This is a genomic window from Chitinophaga sp. (assembly GCF_035538455.1).
Taxonomy (GTDB): Bacteria; Bacteroidota; Bacteroidia; order Chitinophagales; family Chitinophagaceae; genus Chitinophaga.
Window position 1 is genome coordinate 34,462 of sequence record NZ_DATLKJ010000144.1, and the last position, 24,760, is coordinate 59,221.

The following is a 24,760-nucleotide window of genomic DNA, read 5'->3' on the forward strand; positions in this document are numbered from 1 at the left end:
AAAAACGTATATGCATAAGAGTTACATGTCACATTACAGCGCTTTATGGGCGCTGGTGGTATTGCTGTGCATATCGCTGAAAGTAACCGCACAATCGCCCCAGCTTCCGGAGTTACAGCAAGAGCTGGCCCGGCAGCAGGATACCACCGGATATGTGAAGGTACTGGGTAAGATAGGTGCGCTCTATGCTATGATCAATCTCGACAGCAGCTTTCACTACGCATTGCAGGTGATGGACCTTTCGGAAAGACATCATAACCAACGCGGACTGGCAGATGCTTTCAGCCTGATGAGCTGGTACTATGCCCTGAAAACAGATTTCAATATCGCTACCATGTATGCCTATAAGGCCCTGCAGCTGCAACAAGCCGTAGGCGATTCATCCGCTGTTGTGAAGACGCTGAGCAATATCTACCTTTTTTACCGCAATACCGGGCGGCCCGTTGAAGCGAATAACTATTTCTACCGGGCTTTCCATATGGCGTCAAGGCTGCCGCCCGCACAGGATTCTACCTATGGTATTCTGCTGATCAATTATGCCATGCGCTTCTACAAAGACAGTACCCGCACCGACTCCGTGAAATGGGCTTTGCAGCAGTGCCGGAAAATTATGCAGAAGTATCCGCGCAACAGAATATTACTATACGTACGTGCCTATGAGGCCAATGAGATGGTGAAAGCCGGCAGAGGCAAAGAGGCCGAAGCGCTGATCTATTCACTGGCACAGGAAGCGCAGCAAAGAGGGTTGCCTTATGTGGCAATGGACATGTATAATCGCCTGGATGATTTTGGAAAGATGGGATATCCTGTTGATACCACCTTCTACCGGGAACGGTCATACGAACTGGCGCGGGCAACCGGTTGCGAAGAACTCAATCTCTTTGTACTGGCGGGCTTGTACGATTATTACACACGGATGAACCAGCAGGATAAAGTCGCCTGGTACAGTGCAGAAATCATGCGTCTCGCCGGGCAGGATCGTTACCATGCCACAACGCAGTCCATCAATTACATAGATTATTTCCTGAAAGAACAGTCGCTGCAATCGCTGGCAATGACCAACCGGCTGCAACAACAGGAACTGGAAAAGAAACGGGCAGAAAAACGTACAGGCACACTGCGTACTGCTGGTCTGACGCTGGTGGCATTGTTACTGATTGTATTGCTGGTTGCTTATTATTTCAGCTACCGGCGTTCTAGGAAAGAAGAGACTGTACTGGAACAGAGCTATAAAGCCATACAGCATAAAAACGAAGAGCTGTGGGAGAATGATGCATTTAAAAATAAGCTGATCACCATCCTGGCAAATGATTTCAGAGAACCCTTGCATCATATTAGCACCGTGGCGGCCCAATTGAAGTCAGGTGAGCTGGAATCCGCAGCGGTAGCCTCTCTCCTGAAACATATTTCGGCCTCATCCCGCAAAACGCTGGATATATTTGACAGCATACTCAAATGGATACGGTTGCAGCTTTCGGGATTTACCTATACTCCTGTGCAATGTGAACTGTCCGGTATCATACAGGCCGTGCTGATAGCTTTGCAGCCAACCATGAAGGAGAGACAGGCAACACTCATCAACCGCCTGCCGGCTTCCCTGCCTGTGCTGGCGGACCCGGAGATGCTTCGGCTCGTGAATATGCAGCTGTTGCAGACTGCAGCAACTGTTGCGGAACCGCAGACACTGCTGGTGATCTCGGCAATAGCCAGGGAACATCGTACCCATATCAGCATCAGTGTAGATGCGGGAGCCAATGCCGCAGACAAGCTGTATACACTGCTTAACTGGCAGGAGAATATGCCCGCATTGGGATTTGTGATCAGCAGAGATTTTATCGGGAAAATGAACGGGGAATTATCAGCAGGGGTAGAGGATAATTACATTGTGATCACTTACATGATTTGATTGGGGGATTATTTGATTTTGGAATTTTTAAAAATTCCAAAATCAAATAATCCCCCAATCCCAAAATTTATTTACCAAATTGAGCGCCGTCGTAGGCCCATTTGATATAGCTGGAACCCCAGGTGAACCCGCCACCAAAGGCTGCCATGATAATGTTATCGCCTTTCTTCAGTTGCTTTTCGTAATCCCACAGGCATAAAGGAATGGTACCCGCAGTAGTATTACCGTAGCGGTGGATATTGATCATTACCTTTTCGTCAGGGAGATTGATATACTGGGAAGTAGCGGAGATGATGCGCTTGTTGGCCTGGTGAGGTACAAGCCAGGCAATATCTTCAGCCTTGAGATGATTCCGTTCAAGAACACTGTTGGCTGCGTCAGCCATATTGGCCACTGCATATTTGAACACCATTTTACCTTCCTGGTAAACAAAATGTTCACGGTTGGTAACCGTCTCCATAGTAGCTGGTTTCATGGAACCGCCTGCTTTCATGTGCAGATATTCGCGGCCATGACCATCACTTTTCAGAACACTGTCAATAACACCGTAGCCTTCTGTATTAGGTTCCAGCAGTACGCCTGCGGCGCCGTCGCCGAAGATGATGCAGGTAGTCCTGTCTGTATAGTCAATGATGGAGCTCATTTTGTCGCCGCCAATTACCATTACCTTCTTGTAACGGCCACTTTCAATAAAGCGTGCGCCTGTGTCCAGGGCATATAAAAAACCAGAGCAGGCTGCGCTGATGTCAAATCCAAAAGCGTTTTTTGCACCGATTTTATCTGTAACTACGTTGGCAGTAGCTGGGAAAGTCATGTCGGGGGTAACAGTGGCTACTATCAGCAGGTCAATTTCTTCCGGGGAGATACCTCTCTTCTTGCATATTTCCAGTGCCACAGGTACGCAAAGATCAGAAGTGCCTCTTCCTTCGCCTTTCAGTATCCTTCTTTCGGAAATGCCTGTCCGGGTTAATATCCACTCGTCAGTTGTGTCTACTAGTTTTTCCAGTTCCTGGTTGGTTAGCACGTAATCCGGAACATACCCACCCACCGCTGTAATAGCGGCCGTTAATTTATTCATATAAACAAAATAAGTGTTTAAAACGAGGCGTAAAAATACGACATAAACGAATATTTCCTAAAAAAGTAGAATATGATAAGGTTAAAGGATTGTGAATCCGCTAAAAGTTAGCATCTTTGCCGTCAATGCACTAGCTACATTGTAATTACATTTTTTGTAAGTTTAAGTAATTTATCGAACCTTTTACCTTCTATGATCGCTTATCTGAATGGAAAATTAACTTATAAATCCCCAGCCCTTGTTCACGTAGATGTACATGGAATAGGATACGAAGTTCAAATCAGCCTCAATACCTATTCCCGCATACAGGATCTGGAAAATTGTAAATTGTTGACCTACCTCCAGGTAAAAGAAGATGCTCACACGCTTTACGGATTTTTTGAAGAAGCAGAAAGGAGCCTGTTCCTGTTACTGCTGGGCGTATCCGGTGTTGGAGCTTCCACTGCACGCATGATGCTGTCTTCCCTGCAACCAGAAGACATTCAGCGGGCAATTATGATGGAGAATGAAAAAATGCTGGAAAGCGTAAAGGGTATCGGTGCTAAAACAGCCAAACGCATTATACTGGAGCTGAAAGATAAGGTTAAGAAGCATAAAGATACCGGTACAACACAATTATCTGTTGCACCAAACAATACTATGCATGAAGATGCGTTAAATGCTCTGGTAACTCTGGGAATAGCCCGGAACATGGCCGATGCGGCAATACAGAAAGTTATGAAGAGCGAACCACTATTGCAAAACTTGGAAGAGCTGATAAAGAAAGCCCTGAAGAGTTTATAATTATAAATAAAAGTCCTCTATAAAACCTATTTTTCTTGACAAGAAAGACTAACTATGGTGCATTTGCAGTAATAGGAGTTGTATCTTTTATCATTGTTGACACTGCCGCCAGGGATCGTTCTGGGAATGAAGTTTATCTGAGGAAGAGCAGAAGGCCGGATACCGTAATAACCGGCAATACCAAAATCGATACCGCTGGAAAAAAAGATACCCTGAAATATCCCTTGCAGGACAGACGCGGCCCCAGTATCTCGGAACCGGCGTCCAGGACAACCATGGACCTTAAAGATCCTGGCAATATCAACAAAACAGTAGAATACGATCCTGTTACCAAACAATACACCGTCACGGAAAAAATCGGTAATCAATACTACCGTAACCCCACTTATATGAACTTCGACGAGTTCTATAAGCTGCAGTCCCGGCAAAGTGAACAGAACTACTGGCAGAAAAGGGCCAGCGCACTCGGTAACCTCAACCAGCGCGCCAACGGCCCCAGTCTGTACAAGGGAAATAACCTGTTTGACCGCATATTCGGTGGCAGTAAAGTCGACATCAAGCCCCAGGGTAGCCTGGATCTTACCTTCGGCTACCAGGGACAGAACATCAAGAACCCCGTCCTCGTAGAGCAAGCCCGTAAAAACGGTGGCTTCAACTTCGACATGGGTATCAACATGAACGTAACCGGCAGAATCGGTGATAAACTGAAACTGATCACCAACTATAACACCCAATCTACCTTCGACTTCGAAAACCAGGTGAAACTGGAATACACCGGCTACAATGATGAAATCATCAAGAAAATTGAAGCCGGTAACGTGAGCTTCCCGCTGCGAAGCTCCCTGATCTCCGGTATCCAGTCCTTGTTCGGGGTGAAAACACAGCTGCAGTTTGGCCGCCTGACTGTAACCAGCGTCCTCTCCAACCAGAAGTCGCAGAAACAAAACCTCATGCTCAAAGGTGGAACCATGGTGCAGGATTATAACATCCGCGCCGATGAGTATGAAGACAACAGGCACTTCCTGCTCGCACAGTTCTATCGGGATACGTTCAACTATGCGATGTCTAACCTGCCCATCATCCGCTCCCTCTCCAATATCACCAGGATAGAGGTATGGGTAACCAATAAAACCGGCGCCACCACACAAACCCGCGACATCGTGGGTCTGATGGACCTGGGTGAACAAAACCCGTTTAACCCCAACGTACATTCCAGAACATCATCCAAATTACCAGACAGAGGAGCAAACGATCTTTACGCCAACCTCCTCAGTGATCAGGGCAGCCGTAACACCGGCCTCGTCGTAAGCCGATTGCTCGCCCTGGGCCTCAATCCGGTGTCAGACTTCGAAAAAACATTCGCCCGTAAGCTGGATTCAACCGAATATACTGTCAACAAGCAACTGGGCTTCATCTCCCTCAATCAACAATTGCAGCCGGATGAAGTACTGGCCGTAGCCTTCCAGTATACCTACAACGGAAGGGTATATCAGGTAGGTGAATTTTCACAGGATGTACCACCGGATCAAAACAACAGCGCCAATCAGCCGGTGCTGTTCCTCAAATTGCTGAAGGCAACATCCGCCCGCCCAACCCTCCCTATATGGAGACTGATGATGAAAAACATTTACGCCACCGGCGCCTTCCAGGTAAACAGGGAAGATTTCCGCATGGACGTATTCTATAAAGACCCCGGTGCAGAAGGTCGCCCTCCCAGTGATAAGCGCTATCTGCCCGATGCCAAAGGCGACTTCGCCGGCGCACCCATCATCACCATCCTCAACCTGGACCGCCTCAACAACCAGCTGGACCCACAGCCGGATGGCGTGTTCGACTACGTGGAAGGATATACGATGAACTCACTGCAAGGTAAGATCATGTTCCCCATGCTGGAACCTTTCGCACAAGGCCTGCAAAAGGCCTTTGGTGGAGATGCCTCCCTGGAGAAAAAATATATGTACCGCGTACTGTACGACTCCATCAAAGTGGTAGCACAACAGTTCCCACAGCTCAACCGTTATGTGATCCGTGGCTCCTATAAATCGGCCAATTCCTCCGAAATTAACCTCGGCGGCGGTATCACCATCCCGCCAGGATCTGTAGTGGTAACTGCCGGTGGTCAACAGCTGCGCGAGAACGTGGACTATATCATCGACTATAACCTGGGCCGGTTGAAGATCATCAACGGCGGTGTACTCAACTCCGGCGTACCGATCAATGTACAGTTTGAAAACAACTCCCTCTTCGGTCAACAGGTACGTAACTACTTCGGTACACGATTCGATTACCTCGTAAATGATAAACTCAGTATAGGCGGTACCGTAGTGCGTATGAGCGAGCGCCCATATTATCAGAAAGTGAACTACGGCGAAGACCCCATCAAAAATACAATGGTAGGCCTCGACGTAAACTACGCCTCTGAATGGAAAGGACTCACCCGGTTCCTGGACAAGCTCCCCAACTACAGTACCACAGCGCCTTCCAGTATCCTCTTTACCGGTGAGGTAGCACGCCTCTTCCCTGGACACAGTAAGCTGATCAACCAGCCTGGCAGCAAGGATGGTACTGCCTTCATCGACGACTTTGAAGGCGTCAAGAGTGGCTACGATCTCAAGTTCCCGGCCACCAGCTGGGCGCTGGCCTCTGTTCCTAAAGGTGCTACCGGCACTGACGGCCGTGTGCTGTTCCCCGAAGCAGACCTCAATAACAACCTGGACTATGGTAAGAATAGGGCTAAACTCGCATGGTATATCATCGAGCCTACTTTACAATTGCCCAAATCTCCCAACCTGCCGCCAGGGATCACCACAGACGAACAGTCTGACCCTCGCGTAAGGCTCGTATATCAGAAAGAGGTATTCAAAAACAGGTCCACAGACTTCGGTCAAAGCCAGCTCAGTACACTTGACCTGGCCTACTACCCAACAGAAAGAGGCCCGTATAACTTTACCAGCGACCCGCTGTCTATGGACCGCACCGGTCGCCTCGCCCGCCCGCAGACAAGATGGGGTGGTATCATGCGCGCCATCGACAACAGCGACTTTGAAACAGCCAACATCGAATACATCGAATTCTGGATTCAGGATCCTTTCATCAAACAACCCAACAACCAGGGCGGATCACTCTACTTCAACCTGGGTAACGTATCAGAAGATATCCTGAAAGATTCTAAGAAGTTCTTCGAAAACGGAATGCCTGACCCAACACAGGACCCCAATAAGATTGATGCTTCCAAATGGGGCCGTTTCCCGAAATTCCAGCAACAGATCACACAGGCATTCGATAACGATCCGAACATCCGCTCCTACCAGGACGTAGGTTACGATGGTCTGAAATCTACAGATGAACCGGCCTTCTATAAAGACTACCTGGATGCCCTCGGCCTCAACTATGCCGGCAGCCCTGTAATGGACCAGGCCCGCAGAGACCCCGCACTGGATGACTACGAACATTACCGCAGTGCCAACTACGATGCACACCGCACCGGTATCCTTGGTCGCTATAAAAATTATAGCAACCCGGAAGGCAACTCGCCCGTGTCAGACCCTAAGTCGCAGTTCTCTACCGCAGCCACCAACATCCCGGAATCAGAAGACCTGAACAGAGACAATACCATGAACGAGACGGAAGAATACTTCCAGTATCGCGTGGACCTGAAACCCGGCATGACAGTAGGTACCAACTTCATCGTGGATAAGATCGATGCGCCGGTGGACCTGCCCAATGGCCAGCACACCACCGAAACCTGGTATCAGTTCAAGGTGCCGGTGAACCAGTTCAATGCGAAAGTGGGTAGCATACCGGATTTCAAATCCATCCGCTTCATGCGTATGTTCCTCACCAACTTCAGCGATTCTGTAGTGGTACGTTTCGCCAAACTGGAGCTGGTACGCAACCAGTGGCGCCGTTACATGTACGAACTGAAACCCGGTGATCCTATTCCATTAGATCAGTCCACAACTTTTAACTCTTCAGCAGTAAATATTGAAGAAAACTCTTCCCGTACACCTATTCCATACGTGCTGCCTCCGGGAGTAGTAAGACAGAATACCATCAGTACCAATAATACTACACTGCAATTGAATGAGCAGTCGCTCTCCGTACAAGTGTGTAACCTCGCAGATGGCGATACACGTGCACTCTATAAGACGCTGAACCTCGATATGCGTCAGTATAAGAAGTTACAGCTGTATATGCACGCAGAAGCAGTGCAGTCAGCCACCTCCTTGAGAGATGGGGATATACAGGCTGTAATACGTATTGGTAGCGACTTTGTAAGTAACTATTACGAATACCGTATTCCGCTGAAAGTAACAGCCTGGAATGCTAAACTGGCCGCCGATATTTGGCCTGATCGCAATAACCTCGACCTGCTGCTTTCAAAACTCAGCCAGCTGAAACAGAAACGCAATATGTGCGACTCCTGTACGCCGCTGCTGCCGTACCCCATGACGCCCGTGGCCGACGAGTTTGGAAACTTCATGTCGGTAGTAGGTAACCCAAGCCTTGGTGATGCGCGTACAATCATGATCGGGGTAACGAACCCAAAAAATGATGGTATGCCGAAATGTGCAGAAGTATGGCTGGACGAATTACGACTCACTGACTTTGATGAAAAAGGCGGCTATGCAGCGCTGGCAAGAGTGGATGTGCAGCTGGCCGATCTGGGTACCGTATCGGTGTCAGGAAATATGCACACAGCCGGCTTCGGAAATATCGACCAGCGTGTGAATGAACGATTCCGTGATAACTTCCTGCAATATGATGCAGCGGCTAATCTTGACCTGGGTAAACTGCTGCCCAAGCAGACAGGTATGTCCATCCCTGTATATGCAGGATATTCACAGTCAGTCAGCAATCCGGAATATGATCCGTATGACCTGGATATTAAGCTGAAGGATAAACTGTCGCTGGCAAGGTCCAGGCATGAGCGTGATTCCATCCGCCGCGCTGCACAGGATTTTACTTCTATCACCAGCCTTAACTTTACGAACGTCCGTAAGCTTAATCTGCGGCAGAGCAAACGCCATCTGTGGGATATTGAGAACTTCGATGTAAGTTATTCCTTCTCGCAGATCAACAGGCATAACCCCCTCATACAAAGTGATGTGCTCACCAAACACCGTGGCGGTATCGGATACAATTTCGCCGCTCAGCCACATTATATTGAGCCATTCAAAAAGCTGCTTAAAACAAAAACACACTGGCTCGATCTGATCCGTGATTTCAATGTTAACTATGTACCTGCCATCATCAGCTTCCGTGCAGACATCATTCGCCAGTTCGGTGCTTCGCGCATCCGCAACGTTGGCGGCGATGTAAAATACCAGCTGCCGGAAACCTATGATAAGTACTTCACTTTCGATAGGTATTACACCCTGAAATGGGATCTCACCCGCAGTATCAACATCGAATTCAACGCGGTGAGCAACAACCGTATTGATGAACCTTCCGGCCGTATTAATACCGGTCCGAAGAAAGATACCGTCCGTACCAATTTCTTCAAAGGAGGCCGTACCACCAACTACATGCACAACGCCAACTTCACGTATACGCTGCCTACTGCCAAGTTCCCGGCCTTAAGCTGGACCAGCATCGCTGTGGGATATAGCACGGAATACAGATGGACAGGCGCTTCCAGGCTGGCCATATATCTTGGTAACGCCATTGAAAACACGCAGCAGAAAACACTGACCGCAGAACTGAAATTCACAGAGCTGTACAACAGATCGAAATTCCTCCGCGAGATAAATGCGAGGAAACCGGTGACGAACAATAATAACAACAATAACAATAATCAGCAGGGCAATAATAAACAAACCGCTCAGCAACCTGTTGCTTCCGGCAGTGAAATATCACCATGGGTGAAAGGCTTGCTGAAACCATTGATGATGCTGAAGCGTATCGGTTTCAACTATAACGAAAATGCCGGTACACGCCTGCCTGGTTATATTGACAGTACCAAGATCCTCGGCATGAACTGGGCTTCCATGGCGCCGGGCCTCAAATTCGTATTCGGCTATCAGCCCGACAGGCAATGGTTCGATAACTTTGCGAAGAAAGGACTCATCACCCGCGATACCCTCTTCAATATCCAGGCACAACAACAGTTCACACAACGTTGGGACGCACAGGCACAGTTGGAACCATTCAATGATCTGCGCATCGATCTCAACATGACCAAGTCGTTTACCAAAACGCATACAGAGCTGTTCAAAAATATATCTGATCCGGGCCCTGACTTCCAGCACCTCAGCCCATATGATGTAGGTGGTTTTGAGATCACTTACATTGCGATCAAGACAATGTTCGGACAGATCACCACAAAGGATGGTATCTCCCAGACATTCCGCAATTTTGAAAATTATCGCAGAACTATTTCTCAAAGGCTGGGTAACGCCAATCCGTATAACAAAGATCCGGGCGTGCCTGCTAATGATCCGAAAGACCCTAATTACAGATATGGTTATACCCGTTATGCGCAGGACGTGCTGATACCCGCATTCCTCGCAGCGTATACAGGCAAAGACCCTGATAAGATCGGCCTGTTGAAACAGGGTAGTAACAGTGTAAGAAGTAATCCGTTCAGTAATTTCTTCCCGAAACCAAACTGGCGTATCACTTACAACGGTCTTACCAAATTGGAACCGTTCCGTAACTTCCTGACCAACTTCACCATCACGCATGCGTATGTGGGTACATTGAGCATGAACTCGTACAATACCTCCCTGTATTACGAAGATCCGCGTCTCGCGGGTTACCCCGCCTTCAGGGATACCGTATCAGGTAACTACTATCCATACTTTGTAGTGCCTAACCTCACGCTCATGGAACAGTTCTCTCCATTGCTGGGTGTAGATCTCACATTCACCAACAGCTTAAACGCGCGTTTCGAATTCAGGAAGAGCCGTTCACTCAGTCTCAGCCTCATCGACTATCAACTCACAGAGCTGCGCTCAAGTGAGATCGTAGTGGGAGCGGGTTACAGGGTGAGAGGATTGCAGCTGCCATTTGCTGTCAACAAGAGCGGAACGAAAAAACTGCAGAATGACCTGAACTTCAGGCTGGATCTCAGTTTCCGTGACGATAAAACCGCCAATAACCGGCTTGACGCCGACCTGGTCATACCTACCAGCGGCCAGAAGGTAATAGGCATTGCACCGTCTATTGACTATGTCGTAAATAACCGTCTCAACCTGCGTTTCTTCTACGACCGCAGACAAACCATACCGGTTATTTCTACAGCCTACCCCATTACCAATACAAGGGGAGGTATTACATTCAGATTTGTATTGTCACAATAATACAGGATATAGCGGTTAGGGTTTAGCTTTCAGGAGCTGAATCCTAATCGCTAAATTCTTATCTTTAACAGATAACCCTGTTAAAGCATATGTCTTCCCCCAGAATACACTATCCATTTTCATTTGGCCTGAACCCGCTCATGCCGGTCGCTTATAAATACACACTCGACTGGGCCTTTCAATATAATCTTTTACCGTCCGCTGCTGCGCCTGAGCAGTTGCACATTGTAGAGTACAGTGTGATGTTTACTGCAAGGATCTATCCCAATGCTGATCTGCAGGGATTATCCATTATTTCCTGCTGGGTGTATCTTTTTTTCCTGACAGATGATTACTGCGATAAAGACAAAACCCGCTGGCAACAAGCGATCGATGAATATATGGAGGTGTTGCGTTACAAACGAGTACTGGAACCGGGTGAAGGTTCACCATTCACGGTTGCTTTCAGCGATATATGGAGGCGCATGAGGGCCAGAATGGATATGGCCTGGCAACGTTGGTTTGTGGACGAAAAACAGGCCTATTTCGATGCCTGCTTGTGGGAAGCGTGTTGTTTCGACGAAAGGCGCCAGCCTGCAATCGAAGAGTACATGGAAAAGCGCCCCTATTTCTCTGCAGGCCATGTCATGCTTTGCATGACCACCTGCGCGGTAAAATTCAACCTGCCGGACTATATCTATTACCAGGACATATTGCAGGAGATCATCCGTTTGGGCGCCCGTATTGTAAGCTGGGCCAATGACATTCATTCCCTCGGCAAAGAACTGCAAAACGGCGATCTGAACATGATACTCCTGCTCCGGTCTTCCAGGGGCCTGACCCTGGAACAGGCACTGGATGAAACAGTACGCATCCACAACGAAGACCTGCATAAGATGATGAAATACGCAGAAGAGCTGCCGCTTTATGACGAAGTATTGATCAGGGAACTGAAACGGTATGTAAATGCCCTGAAAGCCATTGTAAGCGGCAATCACGAATGGGCCATACAGGATACTCACCGGTACGATGATACACTGCTACTCATGAAAAGAGGAAAGTAGTGCGCTTTTTTAATATAGAATTTCCAAAAAGTTAAATAATAAACTCACAAATAATAGTAGGTTTGTGGCTTGAAATATCTGCTCGTCATATGCATTTTGACAGGAATCCTGTTACAGAGCTTCAGCAGAGGCCTTATTGTGATGCAGTTCCGCGCGCGGCAGTCATATATCGCGAAAGAGTTATGTGAGAACAGGAATAAGCCGGCAATGCATTGTAACGGTAAATGTTACCTGAAGAAAAAACTGGACCGTGATGCCCGGCAGGATAAAAATACCGGTAACAATAAGGAACGTTACGAGGTGATGTTTATCAACGACATACCCGCTTTGTTTCCTGCCAGAGATGCAGACCAGATTGCGTTAAACGGATGTTATAAAGACCCATTCACTTTTACCCCTTCCCATACAGTTTTTCACCCGCCCTGTAAGTTTGTCGGATAATGATTTCCGGTAGATGAACAACTGGTAGAAGTTGTGCCTGTGGCCAGCTTTGCCGGATCATACTATGCTGCCGGACACAATACTGCTTACTTATATATACCTGATCAATCAAATGTCCGCCAACAGGCGGGCCGCAAACAGATTTATTAATGAAACCATTCTGTTTACTCATTGCAGCCTGTATGGTTGCAATGGTAAGTCGTGCGCAGCAACTGAAAGGGCTGGTGGCTGATGCACAAACGCGGGAAGCGTTACCCGGTGTAAATATTAAAGTGTTGCCTTCTGCAACAGGTTGTACTACCAATACGCAGGGACAGTTTACCATAAACGCAGAGAAAGAGGATACTTTACAAGTATCCTGCGTTGGATATGTTACGCAGAAAATAGTAGCGAATACCACAGCGAAAACACCGGTGATTTATCTCCAGCCGGTGTCTACCAGTCTCAATGAGATCATAGTATCATCCTCCCGCAACAGACAAAACCGTACTGATGCACCGATTGCCATCAGTACCATATCAGCGCAGACATTGCAGGAAACCAAAGCAACCACGCTGGATAAAGTGCTGAATAAAGTAAGTGGCGTGTACATGGTGGATCTGGGTAACGAGCAACATACAATGGCCATCCGTCAGCCTATTGGCTATAAGAGCCTTTTCCTGTATCTCGAAGACGGCATTCCTATCCGCACTACCGGCGACTTTAACCACAACGCACTGATAGAAATCAATATGGCGGCGCTGAAGAATATTGAAGTGATCCGCGGCCCTGCCTCCTCCCTTTACGGCAGCGAAGCAGTGGGCGGCGCTGTGAACTTCATCACCGCCGCACCGTCACTGGTACCCGTTGCTAAAGTACAACTGGAAGCCAGCAACTGGGGCTACAAACGTACTGATTTCAGTGTGTCGGGCGCCAAAGGAAAAACAGGCTTCATGGTTGGCGGCTACTATGCTGATCAGCATAACGGTTACATGGACCACAGCGATTTCCGGAAGCTCGCACTCACGGCAAGAGTGGACTATCAGGTGAATGATAAGAACAAATGGACAAACGCCGCCACCCTGGTCAATTACAAAACAGACCAGACCGGTGGCCTCGACAGCGCACATTTCTTCTCCAAAGACTACCGCAATTTCCAGACCTTCAGCTACCGCGAGGTGAAGGCGCTGCGCATCCGCAGCACTTGGGAGCATGAATGGAACAGCAACAATCATACAACCGTTACTGCTTTCTTCCGTCACAGCACCATCGGGCAGAATCCTTTCTATGCCATCAAGGATGTCCCCAATTCACTTAAAGCAAGAGGTGAGATCAACAGCGATGCTTTTTATAGCTATGGGCTGATTGCACAACACAAGAAACAGTTCCCGTGGATGAAGGCTGCCTTAATAGCTGGTGTCAGCGCGGATTATAGCCCCGCAACTTATCTCGCAAATTATATTGACATCACAAAGGATGCAGCAGGTTATTATACCAGTTATCAGCAAACAGATTCGCTGCTCACCAGCTACCGTGTGAACCTGTTAAATACCGCTGCCTACACGCAGTTTGAATTTTCACCGCTCAGCGGTATGCGCGTAGTCGCCGCTTTGCGCTACGACAGGATGGATTATGATTTCAATAATCATCTCAGTCCTTCTGCATTCACCGGCGCGCCCAGTGAACGCAATAACTTCAATGCGCTGACACCCAAGCTGGGACTGACTTACAACTTCGCGCTGAACAGAGGTGTATATGTGAATTACAGCCGGGGTTTTGCACCTCCCAATATTTCAGAACTGTACCGTGGTGTAAAAGTGCCTGTGCTGAAACAGGCTATTTACAACAACTATGAAGCCGGTGGCTGGTTCGGATTTGCACAGGAGAAAGGGTATGTAGATGTAAGCACTTACGAGATGAAAGGCAGTAATGAAATTGTAAGCGTACGGATGGCCGACGGTTCTTATGAAAACCGTAATACCGGCGCCACTACGCATCGCGGGGTAGAGTGGAATATCCGGTACGCACCCGTAAGCAGCATTTTCCTCCGTACCAGCGGAACATACGCATCACATATCTTCAATGCTTATGCAGAGAAAGGGAAGGAATACAATGGTAATGAAATGAACGGCGCACCTAAATGGATCACCAACAGCGAAGTGACCTGGAAACCAGTATTCGTAAAGGGTTTCAGAATAGGTATGGAATGGCAGCATATCGGCAGTTATTATATGGATGCAGCTAATACAGACAAGTACGGAGGCTATGATCTCTTTAATATACGCACAGGATATGCTTTCAGGGGTTTCGATTGCTGGGTCAACTGCATGAATGTGGGTGATCAGCTGTACGCCACTACTGCTGAAAAATCAGCTTATGGGAAAAGCTATCGCGTAGGTCCGCGTCAGACCTTCAATGTAGGAGTGGCATATACATTCACCGGAAAAAAATAAGATGATGAGAAAGATATGGATAGGTATGTTGATGCTGACAGGAATATGGTCCTGCCAGCATAGCAATAATGAACCGGCAGATAAGGTACTTTCCCGCACGGGAACAGATGCTTCCTGCCCCTACATCACCAGGGATGCTGCCGGGCGCCCCGTTATCAGCTGGGTGGAGAAAGATACTACTGCAGATACCGGAGTGATGGTATATGCAGTGTCTAACAATAATGGATATACGTTTTCAAGTCCTGTGGAAATCCCTGCCACCAGGGGCGTGCTGCCGCATGCAGAGAACCTGCCCAAGCTGCTGTTTCGCCCCGGTGGTATAGTTATCGCATTGTTTGGTGTGGAGCAGCATGACCCGCGTAACAAATACGCCGGCAAAGTGATGTATGCCCAGTCGTTCGATACGGGCCGCACCTGGCAGCCCGCCGTGCCGCTGGTAACAGATACCGCCGGTTATGACCAGCGCTATTTTGATATGGCACTGCTGCCCGATGGTAAAGCAGCAGCCATCTGGCTCGACAACCGAAAGGATACTAACGCCGAAGGCTCTACACTGTATTTTGCTGTTGCCGATGGGAAAAGCGGTTTCCAGGATGCCCGCCCTATTGCAGAAACAGTGTGTCAATGTTGCCGTACCAGGCTGTTTGTAGGCGCCAATGGCAATATCCACATCGCCTATCGTGACATTATCAACGATTCTATCCGGGATATGGTACACCAGGTTTCTGCCGATGGCGGTAAAACATTCAGCGCGCCGGTACGCATCAGCGCAGATAACTGGATAGTACGGGGCTGCCCGCATACCGGCCCGGCCCTTACGGAGAACAGTCACGGACTGCATTTCTCCTGGTTCACCATGGGAGGCGGGCAGGGTGTTTTCTATGCCCGCTCAACAGATAACGGTAACACCTACACAAAAAGAGAGCAGATCTGTAAGGTACCAATGGCAAAGCATCCGCAGCTTACCGCTTGCGGGAAGGAAGATGTCGCCATCGTCTGGGACGAACCCGTGAAGTGGAAGGCTGATTACAAAAGCCGTATCGGCTTCCTTCACAAATCGCCCGAAGGGCTTACCATCAACAGCCACTACCTGACGGCAGATAGCATACAAGCCGTATACCCCGTAATAGGGGCCGTCAGAGATAATCGTGTACTGGTGGCCTACAAGCGGCAGCAGGGTAACAGGGGAGAAGTCGTATACCAGGAAGTAAAGCTGTAGGGATAAAGAACCGGATAGAGGCTAAATCAGAAGATAGTATGGATTCCTCATGATAGGTTGATTGCATAACATTTTCAAATTCTCTAATCACCGTTCGAATGACTTTAGTGGTTATTCAATGCCTGATACTCTCCCCCTGTATATCTGTTCAATAGCTGTGTGCTGCCGTTAGATAATCTGCAATACAACAGGGAAATGGTTTCTGCTGATAATGTTATCTTTAAATAACATCAATTATCAGTCGTTATGGCAAAGCAAATTTCTATCATCACCTTCACGGGCAAGCTCGGTAATCTGATAGGTTACAGTCGCGGTGGTAAGCACTTCCTGCGCAGCTTGCCCGCTAAAGTCCGGCAGACAACCGCTACCCGCCGGGCTGCACGGCGATTTGGCATCGCCAGCAAAAGAGGATCACTCATCCGCAGTGCCTTCTCCGGTCTCATGGATGTACGTTGCGATAGCGGGCATGTCAACAGGCTAACCAGCGCGCTCATTCCTTCCGCTGGCGGGGATACCGGTAGCATAACCGCCTTCCGCTTCAACCGGCACACAGGAACAGACCGGTTTCTTACCCTGTCGCCTAAACTATCACGGAATGGTATCCTGCATATTCCTCCCCAGACATTGCCTGGATTCAATGGCATCCATACCCTTGAAATAAAGGTAATCGCCGCCCGCATTGATTTCACCACACATCAGGTGGTGGGTACAGAAACTGCGGTGCTTGTGGTAAATGCCGGAGAATCTTTTAAGGGAGCTGCATGCGATGTAGATATACCTGGTAAAGGGACATTGGTAGTTGTCCTGCAAATAAAAGGCCTGCAGAATAATATGCCTTCCTGCAACAGAAAATACCTGGCAGCTGATATTATCGCCGTGCAACCACCACAAACCCTGCCCGTCCTACACAGACAGACTTATTCAAAGGACCCCGTGTTTACACCACCATCAAAGGAAATAGAGGCTCCCTCGCCAGCCCGTACCCGGTTTTCCTTCATTCAGCTGGAATAAGCTATTTCCCGCCCGGCGACTGCATACTGATGAATAAACATAACTGTCATTGATTCACATACGCATATACCCCGCTTTTCAACTACAATAGCTGAAAGTTGACCCTCATTTTCTGTTACTTACGTCTGACAGCTAAAAGCTGCATGCCAATGCTCATGCTGTGCAACAATTCATCCCAGGGACATACCCGCATCAAGTCCACCTTTACAGCTGGTTTACTATATTGATCATAGCAGTATCGCCTGGGCAAACCCCGTTGTTATTTCAATGCCGGGTTAAGTGAGAAGCAGGGGAAGGGAATGGGTGAGATTAGTAACCGGCTGCCTGTATTTTGTTGCTATTCTTCCGTTTTTCAGCCTGATTCAATAAAAAATCCCCTCCGCAGAGGGGACTCATAAAATCTTTCAACTGTAGCCCAGAGCGTAACCCTGATGGCCGTTCCAGTTTTTGCGCGATGCCCACCGGCCATAGTTGCCTTTGCGGGTCCTGTCAAGATAGAAGCGCCATTGGTCTTTCCATCTTGGATAATACAGGCGCAGCATGTACATAGTTAAGAATGTAAGCATAGGGATATGGTATTTCATTAAAGGATAGTCAGGTATCGTGGTATTTATCACTCGAACTGCGCTGAATCTGAATGATAACGCTCTCAAATATACATGTTGAATTTTAACAATGTAATCACATCAACGTGTTAATTTTTATCGATGTAATAAGCATTCGCTTGTTGTAACGGTGTGAGCACGAGGTCGTTGATACAAACATGCGGTGGCAGCGTTGTACAATAGTATACCACGTCCGCTACATCTTTAGGACTGAGAGGAATAAAGCCTTTGTATACATCTTTGGCTCTGTTTTCATCCCCTTTGAAGCGAACCAGCGAAAACTCCGTTTCAACAGCACCCGGATGTATGGCGGTTACTTTGATACGATAAGGCAGCATATCAACGCGCATACTTTGCGAAAGGGCGTCCACAGCATATTTGGTGGCACAGTAGACATTGCCTTTGGCATACACCTGTTTCGAGGCAGTAGAGCCGATATTGATAATATGACCGGAAGTGCGGGAACGCATCCACGGAATAACAATACGTGATACGTACAACAGGCCTTTGATATTCGTGTCTATCATTGCTTCCCAATCATCGAGGTTACCTTCATCGATGGTGCTGAGCCCGGCCGCAAGACCGGCATTGTTCACCAGTACGTCCACTGCTCTCCATTCTTCAGGAATATTTCCCAATACATCTTTTACAGCAGCTGAATCTCTTACATCAAAATGCAGGGCCAGCACATTGGTGCCGTATTCCTGTGCTAACTGTGTCTGAAGGGCTTCCAGCCTGTCTTTTCTTCTTCCTGTTATAATTACGTCATAACCTGCCTCCGCAAGTTTGATGGCGCATGCTTCTCCTATGCCAGCTGTGGCTCCTGTAATAAGTGCTATACCCATGTGTCTGAATTTTTTGATTTGTGCGTAAAATAAAAAATGTTGCGCGATCATCCGGGGATACTATCCCGGAGGCAGAAGCACAACATTTGCACGAATTTCAGGAATTTTTACAGGAATAGCAAAGACTGGTAGCTAATAGCTGTCAGCTATCAGCTACTAGTTGACATTTGGCTACAAACTAAAGCAATTAGGCTACAGGTTCGTGCTTAAACCTACTGAAATTTGCAACGGACCGGGTTCAATCAGAAATACTATCCGGACATTCTTGAATTTTAATACTGAAATTTTTATGAGAACAATTTTGATAACCGGCGCCAACAAAGGCATCGGATTTGAAACCGCCAGGCAACTGGCACAATTGGGGAACTTTGTTTATTTAGGCAGCAGAGACCTGGCTAACGGACAAAAAGCAGCAGATCAGTTGAAGGCAGCCGGAATATCCAATGTTGCAGCTATTCAGATTGATGTGACTGATACAGATTCTATCAGAAAGGCAAAGACGGAATTAGACAGCCAGATCGGTTCTCTGGATGTGCTGATAAACAATGCCGCTATCGCAGGCGGACAAATACAGCATATGGCCGAATACAGTATGGATGACATCCGCAGTGTATTTGAGACAAATTATTTTGGCGCCATTCAGACTACACAGATCATGCTGCCACTGTTAAGGAAGGCTTCCGCCCCATCTATCATCAATGTGTCGAGTGAAACGGGATCTTTAACCATGCAGACATCTGCCGAAAGACCTCCTAACTGGAGCAACTTTTCGACATACGCAGCTACCAAAACCGCTTTGAATGCTTTAACCGTGATGCTCGCTAACGAACTGCGCGAACAAAACATTACGGTCAATAGTGTTACGCCAGGATATACTGCTACAGATCTTAATCAGTTTAAAGGCTTTAAACATGTTTCGGAAGGCGCTGTTCCGATTGTGAAGCTGGCGATGTCGGCAGACAGAACTGCAACCGGAAAATTCTTCAAAGACGGCGGGGAGCTTCCCTGGTAGCGGCTTATCTCACAAGGGTTACCGTGCCTTTGCGGAGCACTGTCTGATTGTTGATGTCCTTGCCCTGTACCACCCATACATAAGTACCAACAGGCGCTGGTTCGCCATTTACGCGGCCATCCCATCCTTTCATATAGGCGGTGTTGCTATACAATAGTTTTCCCCAGCGGTCGAATACACGGAAGAATTCCAACTGTACAATTCCTACCGGTACAGGTCTGAATACATCATTCTGACCGTCGCCATTAGGAGAGAAGGCATTAGGGATGTAGATCTCCGGGCCGTTGAAGAAGCGGATGAATATATCATCCTGGCCGGAGCATCCTTCTATCGTATAGGCGGTAACGGTATACGTGATGTCTTTGTTGATGGTTGTAACGGGGTTGTCGATATTAGGGCTGTTGAGACCGGTGGCGGGCGCCCAGGTGTAACGTATGCCGCCGGTGGCGTGCAGCTGGAACGGGCGGTTAAGCATCACGATGGTATCATTGCCTGCGAATGCCGGCACCGGAGGCACAACATTCACTTTAGCGGTAGCCGTAACCGGTTTGGGGCATCCAAGTGTATCCGTAACCGTTACAGTGAACACAGTGGTATCTTTAGGATGCGCCAGGGAAATAGGCTGCGACGGCTGTTCTACATAAAAAGGCGGTGTCCAGCGGTAGAAGGCGCCGCCTGTGGCCCGCAGCGTTACGGGGATACCGTAGCATACGGTTGTATCGGGCGCTGCGGTGGCCTTTGGTGGATCTACTACCTTCAGGCTAACAGTGTCGGCTGTACGGCATTTACCCAGGCTGGCTTCCACGCGGTAGCTCTGCCTGGGTGGAGCTGGTGTTACCAGGGCTTCAGCGCCATTGCTGACAATATTGTTGCTGCCCAGTTCCTTCCACTGGAAGGCATAGGGGCCATCTGCCACTGACCTGAGCCGGATCTCATCACCGGTGCACACGGTGCTGTCCTTATCGGGCACTGTACGGAGGAGCAAGGTGTCTTTCACATCTACAAAAACATTCTTACTATTTACACACCCCTGGTTATCAGTGAAAGTTACTTTATAGGTAGTATCGCGCAGGGGAAATACGAACGGATCAGCGGTTGCCGGATTCAGTATGTTGTAATCGTCAGGCGTCCATTTGAAAGTACCGCCTACGCTGCTGTTAGCCCACATGTGCAGACTGTCTTTTGCACACAGTAAGGTATCAGAGATGGCATTCAGCGGAGGGTTGTCGTAGATGGTGACGTCTTGTGATATAGTCTGCTCACAGCCGGAAGCAGCACGTGCATATAGTTTTACGGTGTAGGTCCCGGGAGCTTTATACTGATACACCGGATTCTTCAGATTGGAAGTGTCGCCTGTACCGAAATCCCATTTGTAATATTCAACAGCGCCGGCATCGGAGCGGGTGCGGTCGGTGAAAGTGGTGGCTTTCTGTGTACACAGTCCCAGCGGAACAAAGTCCGGTTTGAAAACGGGGAACACATAGGCCGTAGCTATTGCGCTGTCACCGCAGTTGCTGTCTTTATCCACATAGAGCTTTACGGTATACTTGCCCGGTCTGGTATAGGTGTGCGTGAGCGGATCAGTGGTGGTTACACTTTGCGTGGTACCGTCTCCGAAATCCCAGAAATAGGGTTTCCCGAGGGTGCTGTTGTTGAGGAATGTAACAGACATACTGCTGCAGTCTGCATACTTTTCCGGCATGGACGCAGTGACCTGTTTTACGCAGGTGGTTACATTCACATGGAAATCTTTATGCAGCGTGCCTATTTTTACACCGTTCCTGTATTCATTGACGCATACCGTAACTACATACTTTCCTGGAGCGGGCGCTGTACCGGAGATAATGCCGGTTACCGGATCAATCTTCACATTAGGTCCCAGCGGGCTTGCACCACTGAAAGGAGAGATGTAGGTAACATTGTTGTAGGGCGGATTTACCGCAGCGGGCGGAATGCCTGACTGGTCGGTGGTACTGCCGCCTTTGTAGGCGCTGCAGAACTCGTAGGTGAGCTGATCGCCGTTGGGATCTGAGGCGGAGAAGTCGTACACGAATTTGCGGTCAGCGCATATCAGTGTGGCTTCTTCCTTATTGAAGACGGGGCTGGAGTTGCCCAGTGCGTTGTTGTTGGAACCGGGTAGTTCTGTAAAGTAGGTGGCGCCGGTGCCGAGGTCATTGGGGCCGCCACCGGGAATCCTTTCTGATACTACGTTGGCGAGGAATGTCTCGCGGCAGCAGCTCTGGAATGCAACGACATAACCGGCATTGTTGAGCGGCACCGTAATGTCTGTTTCAAACAACCCTACCTGGAAACATACTTCCGGCGGATTAACGATGCAGGGATCAAACTGGGTGAGGCGTTTTTCTTCAAAGGCGGAGCGGTTCACTGTATAAGTACCCGTAAGCTGGTTATTGCCTTTGTCGAAGGCGGCAAGGTATACGGTGGTAGGCATTTCCGCAATCCTTTCCCCTTTTCCGCAGATACGGTACAGCTTCAGGGATACGCGGTAGGTATACATATTACCCGTCTGCCCAATGAATTTATAATATACCTGTCCTCCGATAATGTGGCTGGCAAACGCCGGGATGGCGCATGCAAGGCATATGAGGATGGACAGTATTTTCTTCAAAACGGGAGATTTTGGCTAATTGACAATAATTTAAAACAAACAAACAACTGATTACAGTTGGCAGAAAGATATGAACTGCTGCAATATTACATTGCTTTGTTCAAAAACTTCCCACATACCCATATGTCCCACTTCTTCAAAAATGTGGATGCTGCTGGTACGTGGCAGCGTTATCTGTGGCAGTATAATATCAAACGGTACGGCATTGTCGTCTTTTCCTATTACAAACAATACAGGTACGGTTGTATTTTTCAGGATGGAAGTACGGTCAGGGCGTTGCATCATGGCTTCATAGTAAGCAATGAGTGAAGGCGCGCTGCACAGCATACCCATCTGTACATATACATTTACGCGTTCAGGCTGTCCGGATTTAAAGCGCTGGCTGAACATGTTCGGCAATGTCTGTCGGAGGAATGTTTCAGATCCGTATTCCTGCATCATCCTGATGGATTTGCGGCGTGCTTCTTTCTTCTCTTCTGTGTCGGCGGTGGCGGTGGAATGGAATAACCCCAGTCCCAATAACAGCTGGGGGTATTTCTCTGCTATGGCAAGGGCCACATATCCGCCCATTGAATGACCTATCACTACTGCTTTATCAATCTTCTCTGCTAACAGTATCGCATATACGTATGCTGCCATGGATTCCATGGAAAGCGGGCCATTGGTTGTTACGTCTGCTGTTCCGGGCAGGTCGGGGATGATCACCCGGTATTGCTGGCGCAGGTAAGACCGTTGTAAATCCCACAGACCGGCATTTTCAGCAAAGCCGTGTATCAACACTACTACCGGGCCGTTGCCCTCATCGTGGTATATATGGGTTCCGTTATTGATAGTTTTCCGCATGTTTTAATCCGGGAATGAAACGTGATATAAAAGCATGTACAATCAACAAGATACAAAATATTACAGCTCCTTTTGAAATGAGGTCGCCATTTCTTACATAGAACGTCTTATCATACTCTGGTATTACATCCGCCTTGATAACGCCTTCCTGCCAGTAGGGTTGGGGCTGATACACATTGCCGGCAGGATCTATCACAGCAGAAATGCCGGTATTGGCGCTGCGGGCTACCCACCGTCTTGTTTCGATCGCACGGATACGGGCATATTGCAGATGCTGGCGATGTCCTTCCGTATTGCCCCACCAGCCGTCGTTAGTCATGATAACCAACAGGTTGCCTCCGCGTTTTACACCAGCGGCCACATAATTGCTGAATACCGATTCATAACAGATCATTGGTACTACTTCCATGCTGTCGTGCGGGTTGGTGAATACTGTAGACGCAGGCTCGCGGCCATAGCTACCGGAGATGCCGCCGAAGTCCATGGCGAGGCCATTGAGAAAACCTAAATACCGTACGTATGGTATCAGTTCCACGCCGGGCACCAGTTCATATTTATGATATATCTGTATGCTTTGCGAAGTGTCGATCTGCAGGGCGCTGTTGTAGGCGTCCCACCTGCTGCCGTCATTCATCTGCCGTGCTATTGACGGGACCTCGTCTGTCTGCCGGTATAGTTTCTCCGTAACAGCGCCTGAGATCACCCGGGCATTCGGATACTTCCGCAGCATATCGCGTATAGCGATGATCTCCTGCTGGTAATTTAGCTCATGTTCCCATGCACCACGAGGGAAGAGGGCGGTTTCCGGCCAGATAATATAACGGGTATGGCTATCCGCTTTTTGCCGGGTAAGCCGGAGGAATTTCTCCATCTGCGCTGTTACCGTGGAGGAGTTAAATTTTTCATCGTAGGGATCGATATTCGGTTGTACCACCACCACTTCTGTTTTACGGGAAGGGTTGCCTGCCGGCGGATGAATAAATTGTGAGAGGATCAGCGGGAGAAGTATAACCGCGGCGGGTTTCCATGCTTCGTAACGAAGGATCTGGCCCCAGGGAAGATCATATATGCGCGACCGTTTCCACACCTGGTAGAGGACGATGTTGGAGAGCAATACCCACACGGTGCCTCCACTGGTACCGGTGAACTCATACCATTGTATCCAGCTGGTACGCATGGCAAACACATGGCCCAGCGTTAGCCAGGGCCAGCTGAGTTCCCAGGTCTGGTGGATATATTCAAAGGTGATCCAGTATACGATGAGTGAGAAGTAGGCGGCTGTTTCAGATAATTTCCTGCGCGTGTTTTTATAGGCCAGCCAGGGAATACTCATCAGCAATGCGTTGAAGCTGTTGGCAAATACACCGCTTGCCGGTAAAGTGGTATTGCCTACCCACCAGGTGGTACCCACATTCCAGATCAGGAACGACAGGTAAATCAGCCCGAAGAATTTCCACCGGGAGTTTACTTTTTCTGCAACGAATAACAGGGGAGTGAACCCCACAAAAATGAGCGGGGTGAGTGGGGATGTAGGCCAGGCAAGCCACAGCAGCAGGCCGCTGATAATACTCAATAGCAGAAAACGAAATCTCATTAGGTGATATTATAA

15 protein-coding genes are annotated in these 24,760 nt (G+C 48.5%); 9 read left to right on the top strand and 6 right to left on the bottom strand.

Translation table 11 applies throughout. The features are described 5' to 3' along the window. Positions 1 to 10: 10 nt before the first annotated feature. Complete coding sequence (locus VM802_RS16970; protein WP_325532614.1) at positions 11 to 1,906, top strand: sensor histidine kinase; 1,896 nt, start codon at positions 11 to 13, stop codon at positions 1,904 to 1,906. 67 nt (positions 1,907 to 1,973) lie between these two features. Here VM802_RS16970 and VM802_RS16975 read toward each other — a convergent pair whose 3' ends face one another. Beyond that, positions 1,974 to 2,984, bottom strand: a complete 1,011-nt coding sequence (locus tag VM802_RS16975; protein WP_325532616.1) for a beta-ketoacyl-ACP synthase III — start codon at positions 2,982 to 2,984, stop codon at positions 1,974 to 1,976. A 192-nt stretch (positions 2,985 to 3,176) separates the two neighbouring features. On the opposite strand from VM802_RS16975, the gene ruvA reads away from it, so the two are divergent. The 7 genes from ruvA (at position 3,177) to VM802_RS17010 (ending at position 17,217) form a co-directional block, all read left to right on the top strand. After that, complete coding sequence (gene ruvA / locus VM802_RS16980) at positions 3,177 to 3,767, top strand: Holliday junction branch migration protein RuvA (protein ID WP_325532618.1); 591 nt, start codon at positions 3,177 to 3,179, stop codon at positions 3,765 to 3,767. Positions 3,768 to 3,802: 35 nt separating this feature from the next. Next, positions 3,803 to 11,071 (top strand): T9SS outer membrane translocon Sov/SprA, encoded by a 7,269-nt coding sequence (gene sov, locus VM802_RS16985; protein ID WP_325532620.1) that lies wholly within the window; start codon positions 3,803 to 3,805, stop codon positions 11,069 to 11,071. Between the two features lie 89 nt (positions 11,072 to 11,160). Further along, entirely contained in the window at positions 11,161 to 12,114 is a 954-nt protein-coding gene (locus VM802_RS16990) for a terpene synthase family protein (protein ID WP_325532622.1), read from the top strand. Between the two features lie 96 nt (positions 12,115 to 12,210). Then, complete coding sequence (locus VM802_RS16995; RefSeq protein ID WP_325532624.1) at positions 12,211 to 12,555, top strand: hypothetical protein; 345 nt, start codon at positions 12,211 to 12,213, stop codon at positions 12,553 to 12,555. A gap of 149 nt (positions 12,556 to 12,704) precedes the next feature. Further along, complete coding sequence (locus VM802_RS17000; RefSeq protein WP_325532625.1) at positions 12,705 to 14,987, top strand: TonB-dependent receptor; 2,283 nt, start codon at positions 12,705 to 12,707, stop codon at positions 14,985 to 14,987. A gap of 1 nt (position 14,988) precedes the next feature. Next, complete coding sequence (locus VM802_RS17005) at positions 14,989 to 16,206, top strand: sialidase family protein (RefSeq protein ID WP_325532627.1); 1,218 nt, start codon at positions 14,989 to 14,991, stop codon at positions 16,204 to 16,206. Positions 16,207 to 16,452: 246 nt separating this feature from the next. After that, a complete protein-coding gene (locus VM802_RS17010) occupies positions 16,453 to 17,217 on the top strand; it encodes a hypothetical protein (protein WP_325532629.1) in 765 nt (254 codons plus the stop codon). A gap of 404 nt (positions 17,218 to 17,621) precedes the next feature. Here the strand turns inward: VM802_RS17010 and VM802_RS17015 are convergent, their stop codons facing one another. Then, positions 17,622 to 17,783, bottom strand: coding sequence for a hypothetical protein (locus VM802_RS17015; protein WP_325532631.1), 162 nt, complete (start codon positions 17,781 to 17,783; stop codon positions 17,622 to 17,624). A gap of 128 nt (positions 17,784 to 17,911) precedes the next feature. Next, positions 17,912 to 18,667, bottom strand: coding sequence for an SDR family NAD(P)-dependent oxidoreductase (locus VM802_RS17020; RefSeq protein ID WP_325532633.1), 756 nt, complete (start codon positions 18,665 to 18,667; stop codon positions 17,912 to 17,914). 289 nt (positions 18,668 to 18,956) lie between these two features. On the opposite strand from VM802_RS17020, the gene VM802_RS17025 reads away from it, so the two are divergent. Continuing rightward, positions 18,957 to 19,679, top strand: a complete 723-nt coding sequence (locus VM802_RS17025) for an SDR family oxidoreductase (RefSeq protein WP_325532635.1) — start codon at positions 18,957 to 18,959, stop codon at positions 19,677 to 19,679. Between the two features lie 4 nt (positions 19,680 to 19,683). On the opposite strand, the gene VM802_RS17030 is transcribed toward VM802_RS17025, so the two are convergent. The 3 genes from VM802_RS17030 to lnt are packed head-to-tail and all read right to left on the bottom strand — an operon-like array spanning position 19,684 to position 24,745. Beyond that, a complete protein-coding gene (locus tag VM802_RS17030) occupies positions 19,684 to 22,308 on the bottom strand; it encodes a T9SS type B sorting domain-containing protein (protein WP_325532637.1) in 2,625 nt (874 codons plus the stop codon). A gap of 51 nt (positions 22,309 to 22,359) precedes the next feature. Then, the gene (locus tag VM802_RS17035) at positions 22,360 to 23,151 is read right to left on the bottom strand and encodes an alpha/beta fold hydrolase (protein ID WP_325532639.1); all 792 of its coding nucleotides are present in this window, start codon (positions 23,149 to 23,151) and stop codon (positions 22,360 to 22,362) included. Then, positions 23,132 to 24,745 (bottom strand): apolipoprotein N-acyltransferase, encoded by a 1,614-nt coding sequence (gene lnt / locus VM802_RS17040; protein WP_325532641.1) that lies wholly within the window; start codon positions 24,743 to 24,745, stop codon positions 23,132 to 23,134. The genes VM802_RS17035 and lnt overlap by 20 nt, the downstream gene beginning before the upstream one ends. Positions 24,746 to 24,760: the final 15 nt, after the last annotated feature.